The following is a 9,223-nucleotide window of genomic DNA, read 5'->3' on the forward strand; positions in this document are numbered from 1 at the left end:
CGTCAACTCGTGAACACTTAAACATTTGCATCAAGTTGTGGCCTGATAAATAAGCCTTTTAAATTCATCCTCATCCAAAATTTTTATCCCCAGCGACCGGGCCTTGTCCAGCTTCGTGCCGGGGTCGTCTCCGGCCACGACGTAGGTAGTCTTTTTGGTTACCGAAGAGGAAACAACACCGCCATGCTCCTCCACCAGTCTCTTTGCCTCGTCCCGGGTAAATGACTTGAGGGCGCCGGTGAAGACAAAGGTTTGCCCCTTCAGTTTGTCGCTCTTTTTAACCGAAGCCTTATATTCGATATTAACGCCTGAAGAAAGAATTTTTTTCATGGTCTCTCTATTCTTTCTTTCTCTGAAAAACCGGGTGATGCTCTTTGCCACCTCTGGTCCTACGGTGGGTATATCCATTAACCTTTCTTCTGTAGCCCCGGCCAAATCGTCGATATCGGTGAAATTCTCGGCTAGTATTTGAGCCATCCTCTCGCCAACGTGGCGGATGCTCAGGGCATTTATGAAACGGTCAAACGGAATCTTTTTACTCTTCTCTATTTCCTCTTCCAGGTTAGACGCCGATTTGTCGGCGAACCTCTCCAGGTTAACCAGGTCGCTCTTCTTGAGGTAAAAAACATCGGAGAGGTCTTTGAGTAGCCCTTCCTTCATCAGTTGGTCTACTATCTTTTCTCCGAGTCCCCGGATATCGAATGCCCTTCTCGATGCCAGGTGCTTTATTCTTCCCTTCAACTGGGCCGGGCAGGAAAGATTTGGACAGTAGTAGTAAGACCCCTCTCTTTCCACTTGAGTCGAGCATACCGGGCATTTATCCGGCATGACAAAGGGTTTTTCCTCCCCGGTTCTTTTCTCCACTATGGGCTGGACGACCTCGGGAATGACGTCTCCCGCTCTCTCCACCAGGACGATGTCTCCTATTCTTAGGTCTTTTTCCTTTATTATGTCCTCGGTGTGCAGGGTGGCCCGGCTGACGGTGACCCCCCCTATTTTGACCGGGTCGAGATTCGCCACCGGCGTGAGAAGCCCCATCCTTCCCACCTGGACCACTATATCCCGTATTTTGGTAGTAGCCTGGCGGGGCTTGAATTTGTACGCCACGCTCCAGCGGGGATACTTGGCCGTTGTTCCCAGCTCCCTCTGGTAATCTCTCCTGTCCACTTTTATCACCACGCCGTCGGCTTCATAAGGGAGCTCATCCCGTACCGATTCCATCTCGTGATGGTAGGAAATAGCTTGGTTGATGCCCTGGCAATGCATCATCCTTTTCTCTATCTTGAATCCCCATGCTTTCAATTTCTGCATGACCTCCCATTCGGTTTTAAATTCGTATCCAACGACCTCTCCAACCCCCCAGGCATAAAAGTCGAGCTGCCGCCTGGCGGTAATCCCGGAGTCCAGTTGCCGGAGCGAGCCGGAGGTTGCGTTTCTGGGGTTGGCGAATATAGGCTCGCCCGCCTCGCCCAGCTCTTTATTCAGCTTTCGGAACGCCTCTTTCGGCATTATCACCTCTCCCCTTACCTCGATTCTCTTTGGGATTCCGTCAGAAGCCCGAAACTTGAGCGGTATGGCTTTCACCGTCTTGATATTCGCGGTAACGTCCTCCCCAACCCGGCCGTCGCCGCGGGTTGCACCTTGGGTCAGTACCCCGTTCTCGTAGGTAATGGAAGCGGAGACCCCGTCAAACTTGGGCTCCGCCGTGTACTCGATATCCTCTGCGATTCCGAGAAATCTCTTTACCCTTTTGTCGAATTCTAATGCCTCCTCCTCGGTCAGGATGTTATCTATACTCATCATGGGGGTCCGGTGCTCCACCGGTCTGAAGCCTTCCGCTATAAGGCCGCCTACACGTTGAGTGGGAGAATCCGAAGTGACCAGCTCCGGGTGCTCGGATTCGAGTCTCTTCAGCTCTTGCATGAGCGCATCGTACTCGGCATCGGAGATTTCCGGCCTGCTTTCTATGTAGTAGAGATAATCGTGGCGCTCGATCTCCCGCTTGAGCTCTTCGATTCTTTTCTTTGCCTTTTCCGGGGAAGTCTTCTTTTGAGTGGTGGTCATTTGGCTCTGTTCTCTTTTTTAGGTTGATTCAAGCCAGAAAACCAGGTTTTTTGTGGGCTTCACTTCTCACGAAGCTTTTCCATTAAACCTTTATTTTTTTCACGTGATTCCGTGGCCATTTTTTCCTTATAACTTATAACCTTCTCCAAGAGAGATGGGTCGGTTGCGGCCAGGATTTCTACAGCCAGTATGGCTGCGTTTTTAGCCCCGCCTATTGCTACCGTGGCCACCGGCACGCCGGGAGGCATTTGTACGATGGACAAGAGGGAATCCAACCCGCTTAGAGACTCGGTGCGGACGGGCACGCCGATTACCGGAAGCGGGGTGTTGGCCGCAATCATTCCGGGGAGGTGCGCCGCCCCTCCCGCTCCGGCAATGATCACCCGCAATCCCCGTTTATGTGCCTCCTGTCCATAATTGGTCATGTCTAAAGGGGTGCGGTGAGCAGAGACGATGCTAATTTCGTAAGGCACTCCAAATTCCGCGCATACCTCGGCAGCGGCTTTCATAGTGGGCAGGTCGGAATCGCTTCCCATGATTATTCCGATTAAGGGTTTGGTCATTGTTTACCTCCGGCTTATTGCATTAGAATGAAATAGAACCTGCCGCTTCTACCGCTTTCTCTAGGGCTTCCTCCATGGTCTTGCCCAAAACGGTGATATGCCCCATCTTGCGGCTGGGACGGGTGAGTTTCTTGCCGTAGAGGTGCAGGTTCACCCCAGGGATGCTCAGTGCTTTTTCCACCCCGCGGACGGTTGCAACGTCGCTTCTATTGCCAAGCAGGTTGACCATCACCGCTGCCGGAAGAACCATGGAGCTTGAGCCCAGGGGATAGCCCAGGATTGCTCGGAGGTGGTTCTCGAACTGCGATGTTATGCAGGCTTCGATCGTATAATGCCCGGAGTTATGGGGACGGGGGGCAAGCTCATTAACCAGTACGCGGTTATCGCGGAGTAGGAACATTTCTATACCGAATATCCCCACGCCGTCAAAGGTTTCTATACACCCTCTGGCTATTTGGGATGCCTCTTCTTTGACTGCGGAGTTCACCTCAGCCGGTGCCTTTACCGTGTGGCATATGTGGTCCTTTTGTACCGTCTCTACTACCGGGTAGGTGACCACCTCTCCCCTAGTGCTTCTTACCACCATCACCGCAAGCTCTTTCCTGAATTCAACATATCCCTCGACCATCAGGCCCTGTTCCTCACCCCTAAGTTTTCTCCAGGCCGGTAGAACATCATTAGACCCCTCAACCAGTGCGTTTCCTCGACCGTCGTAGCCGTTTCGCCGGGCTTTCAATACAAGTGGCCAGCCAAAATTCTCCGCGGCTTCCAGTATATCTTCGCTACGAGAAACAGCAGCGAAGGGGGGAACCCCTATTCCATTTGCCCGAAGCAATTGCTTTTGAAGTAGCTTATCCTGTACAAGGCCAACTGTTTTTGCCGTTGGATACACCGTCATCCCCTTGGACTCCAGATGTTCTAATAACGGCGCATCGACAAACTCGTTCTCCAGGGTTATTAAATCGGATATCTGGGCTAGGTTTTCCAGGGAGCGCACATCGTTTAAAGAGCCTACTACCCTAAGGTTGGTAATCTGCTGTGCCGGGCTGTCCGGCTCCGGGTCTAGAATCGCTATTTTAAGGCCGAGCTTGTAGGCGGCATTTGCGGTCATCCGGGCTAGCTGGCCTCCTCCAAGTATGCCTATGGTTACGGATTCAGTTTTCTTCAAAGACATGACTTGCGGTTATTATTTGGGTCAGTCTGTATCATAGATGTTCCGACCCATCAGGAGTAAGAATCATTACCGTCATTTTTGAAACCGTTAAAATCGATATTGACAAAATTATCAGAATATTATAGTTTGAAATCATATTATATCTCAATATGCTCAAGTTTAACATCAGCTTCAAAGATTAAGTCCACAATTAGAAGTTATATAATAAAAGGAGGGTATGAATTATGCTCGATATAGCACGGAGAGACTTTTTTGAGGTTGTGGGAAGCAGACGTTCCATAAGGTATTTCAAACCTTGGAAGCCGGTAGAGCCGGAGAAGCTGGAAGCAATCCTTCAAGCGGCTCGCATTGCTTCACACATGGGAAATGTAAATGCGGTACAGGCTATAGTGTTCACCGATAAAGAGTTAAAGGAGAAGCTCAAACCGGTAGTTTCTACCTTTAACGTGGCCTTCATAGAGATGGCTCCGGTTATCCTCATTTGGTTTATCGAGAGAGATGCCTGGTATAAAGAGATTGCCGACCATCTCACTGACCTGTACAAGTGGGGCGCGGTTAATCCGTCCCACGGCTGGAGCGTAGAGTTCATCCAAAACTCAGCCAAACCCCGTCTCACCAGTTTCCCAACCGAGGTAGTAGATTTTATGTTGTCTTGCGAATCTGGTATGGCCATGGCTCAGGCTCAATTGACCGCAGTTGCACTGGGCTTGGGGGTTTGTTCATTTGCCGGAGTTGGACCAAAGATAGCGGAGATCTTCGGCCTTCCCGACCATTGTCGTTTTGTCTGGGGTATGGCAATTGGTTATCCGGCAGAAGACCCATTAACCGGCGGACAGAGAAAGCGTAAACCATTCGAGCAAATCTACTTCAAAGACAAATATGGCGTTCCTTTCAAGAGCGACCCTAAGGCGGTAGAGATGCTGAAGGAATTGAAGATGCTTCAACCCGAGGCTTCGCTGACGCCCGAACGCCTGCAAGAGATTAACATGCTCTCTAGGATGGCCGGTCTCCCGGAGAGAACCGATTAAGCTAGCGCATCAAGGGCAGTCTACGTTAGTTAGGCTGCCCCGGTCAAAGCAACCAAGCTTAAAATAAATCTACTTTTCCCCCGGTCCTGTAATTGTAACCTTTCCGGGTTCGTGTATAGTATTACCAAAATCATTCGAGCAAGGAGGAAGCGCAATCTCTCGGCAGACAGGAGCTCAGGGCAGCGAGTTCAGTCGTGGCGATTAATTGCGTAAAGTTCTATGGCCAGAAAGTTATTAACCTGTAAGGAGCTGGGGAACGAGGACTGTAAGAGGAAATTCACCGGCTACAACGAAGGCGAAGTCTTGATGAAGGCTATACAGCACATAATGTGGGATCATAAGGTAGAGAAAGTAACACCGGAGATGAAAGATAATATCCGGTCTTTGATCAAAGACGAGCCGGCGTCTTGACCAATTGTTCATAAGCACGTTCTATTAGCTTGAGTTGTTTGTATTCGAGCCTTGCCCAAACCATTAGCGGACATTGATCGGTTTTCCGAGCTTTACCTCAAGAGACGATAGTCGCCGGGATATAAGATGTTTTAAACCAACCCCTGGATCATCGTTAATTTATATATTATGGTTCTTAGCATTGCCATGGCTTATCCCGAACCATACATCGAATATCGCACTTCTCCATCCAGAATTCTTCTGCGGTTCCCCGAAGGAGAGGAAAGGTTTATAGAAATAGCCCCGGGGACCTCGTTCGGCTCCAACCACAATACGACGCGTCTTTGCCTGAGGGCGATCGAAGAAGTACTAAAGGCGGGGAAGATGGAAAAGGTTTTGGACTTGGGATGTGGCAGCGGTATACTGGCAATCTCTGCCGCAGCATTAGGTGCGGACAGCGTCCTGGCTATGGACATCGACCCGATAGCGGTTGAAGAGGCCATAAAGAACGTGGAGAGAAATGGGGTAAGTACAAAGGTTAGAGTTCTACGGGCATCGTTGGAGGGGGCTAAAGAAAGATATGACCTGGTCATGGCAAATATAGTTACCGACGAGCTTTTGAGGTTGGCCGAGGGGATTAAAAAGGTAATGAAGGAAAATGGTGTTCTGGTTGTCTCCGGCATATCGGAGCTAAAGAGAGAGAAGGCTATATCTGGCTTTAAAGAAGCCGGATTTGGTCTTATCAGAGAATTCACGGAAGATGGCTGGGTGGCTATCTGGTTTGAATTAAGCAGCAGGATGGATAAAGATTTTGGGGGTGTCGCATGATAGAGATAACTTTTATTACCGACAAAGCCAATTATCCGGCAGAGCAGATCGACATAATGGAAAGGATTTTTAACAAGAACTTCATTACCACACAGAATGAGGATCTTGAGATAATATTTAAACCCGATTCTCCGGAGACGTTAATCTACATAAAGCTGACCAAGGGTGTGATCCCGGAGATATTGTTTACTGCGCTTGGCGAAGACCTCAGCGATTCGGTGAGCAGCAACGATTTCTTCAACGCCTTCATCAGTGCTAACTCTAAAGAAACACCCTCCTTAATTTTTGTTTTTGAGGGTGGCACTAGGTCGTTCGAATTCAAGATCAAGTCGAAGAATCAAAAAAGCCTGAAAGAAGGCTCCAAAAAGATAATAGAAAAACTGTTGAGCGTCTTGACTGACGAAGATCGGGTTCTTAACTCTCATGACCGCCAAACCTTCCATTACCGCCGGGGAGGATGGGTGGAAGTGAAGTGATGCATGATAACAATGACTCGATGATGGTTAAATCGTAGCGATAATTCCCAATCAAAAAAGAAAACCATTTTATGAACAGGTATTTCATTCCTTGACGGAACCAGCTTAGTTCTGTAGCTCGCTACCTGTCATTCCCGCGGACGCGGGAATCCATGTTCATACTATTCTGGATTCCTAATTGAAAGGTTCGGAAACGAGTTTCAGGAGTAATAATAAAAGGTCCCCGTCCTAACATAACACAATCCTCCCCCTTGATGGGGGAGGATTAAGGTGGGGGTGATAAAATCGCATTATTCACCCTCCCCTTTAGCCCGTGAGATAAATCATATCTCATGGGCTGAACCCCCTCCCATCAAGGGAGGGAAATTTTCGGATACCCTGCGCGTGCCGCAGGGAGCTTCACTTGTTTCTGACCTTACTCAACCAACCCATTAGTTGATTTAAACCAAGAGAATTTATAACGTCTTTCTTTTCCACCCAACCCCTCCTGGCAGTACCCACGCCAAATCTCATGGCGTAGAGCTGGTCCGGGTGGTGGGCGTCGGTCGAAATAACTATTTTAACCCCGGAGTCGGCCGCCTTTCTGGCGTTGATATCGTTTAAATCAAGCCGGAAGTAGGAGGCATTCACCTCGATTGCCTTACCGTAAGCCTTAGCCGTTTTAATGACCTCATCTATATCCACTTCATAGGGGTCTCTCTCTCCGATCAACCTTCCGGTTGGGTGGCCGAGTATATGTACGAGGGGATTCTTTAGTGCCGTTGTTATCCGCTTGGTCATGGAATTTCTATCCATCTTAAAACCGCTGTGCACCGATACCAGCACCATATCTAAATCCTTTAGAACCTCGTCGGGATAGTCGAGAGAGCCGTCGCTCTTTATGTCCACCTCCGCTCCCATGAGTATCCTGATTCCTTTAAGTTTTTTGTTTATTTGCTCAACTTCTTTTTTCTCCTCGTATAGTCTTTCTATAGAAAGCCCCCTGGCAATCCGGGAGGAAGGGGAGTGGTCGGTTATGGCGATGTATTGATATCCAAGCTCTTTTGCCCGAAGAGCCATCTCCTCGACGCCGGTTTTGCCGTCGCTCCACTTGGAATGCATCTGGAGGTCTCCTTTTATATCATCCAGCTCCACCAGGTCTGGCAGGGTTTTATTCAAAGCTGCTTCTATCTCTCCGTTATCCTCTCTAATTTCCGGTGGAATCCAGGGCATGCCCAGTATCTTATAAATCTCCTCTTCAGTTTCACCGGCTACTCTTTCTTCGCCCCGGAATAAGCCATACTCGTTTATCTTAAAACCCTTACGGAGGGCTATGGTCCTCAATTTCACGTTGTGTGCTTTTGACCCGGTGAAGTATTGAAGCGCGGCTCCGTAGGATTCGGGTGCGACGACGCGAAGGTCAACTTGGATCCCATCCTTGGTGATTATACTCCCCTTGGTATCGCCCGCCGCCAGCACGTTTTTGACCAGGGTGAGTTGAGTAAATGCCTTCACCACCTTCTCTCCGTCGTCGGCCATGGTCAGTATGTCGATGTCTCCTATAGTTTCTCTCATCCGTCTCAACGAACCGGCGGCAATGGTTCCTTCAGTCCCCGGAATCTTGCTGATCTCCTCAATTATTTCTTCTGCCAGTGGGAGCGCTATTCCCAGGAGTATTCTTTCCGTGCTTTGCTGGAAGATCTCGATTCCCCGTTTTATATCCTGAACCTTCTTCTCGCCCATGCCCCGAAGCTTCAAAATCTCCTCTCCATCCAAGGCTGCCCTGAGGTCGTCCAGGTTTTTAATACCGAGTTCCTTGTTTAACTTAGAGAGGGTCTTCGGGCCGAGCCCCTGAATGCCTAAAAGTTCTACCAGCCCATCGGGTACTTTCTTTTTCAGTTCCTCATAATCGCGTATCTTTCCATGCTCTATGTATTCTTTGATCTTTCCGGCGAGGTCGCTTCCCACCCCGGGGATCTTGGAAAGCTCGTCCCTCCTGGCCATATCCTCGATGTCACTGCTAAGGTCGGATATGCTCCGCGCCGCATTTCTGTAGGCCCTAATCCTGAACGGGTTTTCTTCGAGTAGGTCGAGTATGTCCGCTATTCTCTCGAATATCTCGGCAATCTCTCTATTCTTTTTCATGGTGTTTCAATTATATTCTAGGGGTGAGAGGTTTTAAAGTAAAATAGAGACTTGCTGCTGTCCAAAATAATTAGAAAGCAATAAATCCGTTCCTGTAAAAGAAGGCTTTTAGACAGATAAGAACATTTTTTTAATCGGGTTGTACTTTTTATGTTTGCTATGCAAGCACTTTCCTAACTATATTCGTTCAAGTAGCCTTTCTATTCTCCGGACGACGTAACTAATGTAGAGACGCATTGTTATGCGTCTCTACGACAACAATTTTTCGATCCCATAATTGTGTAGGGACGAATCTTGTATTCGTACTAGTCCTTATAAAGCGTGAACACAAGGTGTCATGTGAGTCAGATTGCTTTGGTCGTGGAATTTATCCATGCCTACCTTCCATGTCATTGAGCGTTACGGTTCCCTGACTTCCTCCTCTTGATCACTACCCATAGATCCCAGCGAAGCAATTTCTTATCTTGAACAAGTATGAAAATCAAGATAAAACTGGCCGATTAATTTGATTTTCTCCCTTTAGTGCTCAAAATTAATCGGAATGAACCTGCCGGAGTTATTTCAAAAGCGCCTGGT

General features: G+C 48.6%; 8 protein-coding genes. 4 read left to right on the forward strand and 4 right to left on the reverse strand.

Annotation, left to right across the window (positions count from 1 at the left end; translation table 11 throughout):
* Positions 1–30: 30 nt before the first annotated feature.
* The 3 genes from ligA to purK are packed head-to-tail and all read right to left on the reverse strand — an operon-like array spanning position 31 to position 3,795.
* Positions 31–2,064, reverse strand: a complete 2,034-nt coding sequence (gene ligA, locus VNN20_05540; GenBank protein HWP91640.1) for an NAD-dependent DNA ligase LigA — start codon at positions 2,062–2,064, stop codon at positions 31–33.
* Between the two features lie 59 nt (positions 2,065–2,123).
* Positions 2,124–2,627, reverse strand: a complete 504-nt coding sequence (gene purE / locus VNN20_05545) for a 5-(carboxyamino)imidazole ribonucleotide mutase (GenBank protein HWP91641.1) — start codon at positions 2,625–2,627, stop codon at positions 2,124–2,126.
* Between the two features lie 22 nt (positions 2,628–2,649).
* Positions 2,650–3,795, reverse strand: coding sequence for a 5-(carboxyamino)imidazole ribonucleotide synthase (purK, locus tag VNN20_05550; protein ID HWP91642.1), 1,146 nt, complete (start codon positions 3,793–3,795; stop codon positions 2,650–2,652).
* A 230-nt stretch (positions 3,796–4,025) separates the two neighbouring features.
* Here purK and VNN20_05555 point away from each other — a divergent pair, with 230 nt between their 5' ends.
* From VNN20_05555 to VNN20_05570, 4 genes are all read left to right on the forward strand, one after another.
* The gene (locus VNN20_05555; protein ID HWP91643.1) at positions 4,026–4,829 is read left to right on the forward strand and encodes a nitroreductase family protein; all 804 of its coding nucleotides are present in this window, start codon (positions 4,026–4,028) and stop codon (positions 4,827–4,829) included.
* Positions 4,830–5,048: 219 nt separating this feature from the next.
* A complete protein-coding gene (locus VNN20_05560; protein HWP91644.1) occupies positions 5,049–5,240 on the forward strand; it encodes a DUF1059 domain-containing protein in 192 nt (63 codons plus the stop codon).
* A 186-nt stretch (positions 5,241–5,426) separates the two neighbouring features.
* Positions 5,427–6,047: a 50S ribosomal protein L11 methyltransferase gene (locus tag VNN20_05565; protein HWP91645.1), complete on the forward strand. Its 621-nt coding sequence runs from the start codon at positions 5,427–5,429 to the stop codon at positions 6,045–6,047.
* Positions 6,044–6,523 carry a hypothetical protein gene (locus tag VNN20_05570; GenBank protein HWP91646.1) on the forward strand — a complete coding sequence of 160 codons (480 nt, stop codon included), beginning with the start codon at positions 6,044–6,046 and terminating at the stop codon, positions 6,521–6,523. The genes VNN20_05565 and VNN20_05570 overlap by 4 nt, the downstream gene beginning before the upstream one ends.
* A gap of 399 nt (positions 6,524–6,922) precedes the next feature.
* Here the strand turns inward: VNN20_05570 and polX are convergent, their stop codons facing one another.
* Positions 6,923–8,647 carry a DNA polymerase/3'-5' exonuclease PolX gene (gene polX, locus VNN20_05575; protein ID HWP91647.1) on the reverse strand — a complete coding sequence of 575 codons (1,725 nt, stop codon included), beginning with the start codon at positions 8,645–8,647 and terminating at the stop codon, positions 6,923–6,925.
* Positions 8,648–9,223: the final 576 nt, after the last annotated feature.

It is taken from the genome of Thermodesulfobacteriota bacterium (assembly GCA_035559815.1).
GTDB lineage: Bacteria > Desulfobacterota_D > UBA1144 > Nemesobacterales > CSP1-2 > DATMAT01.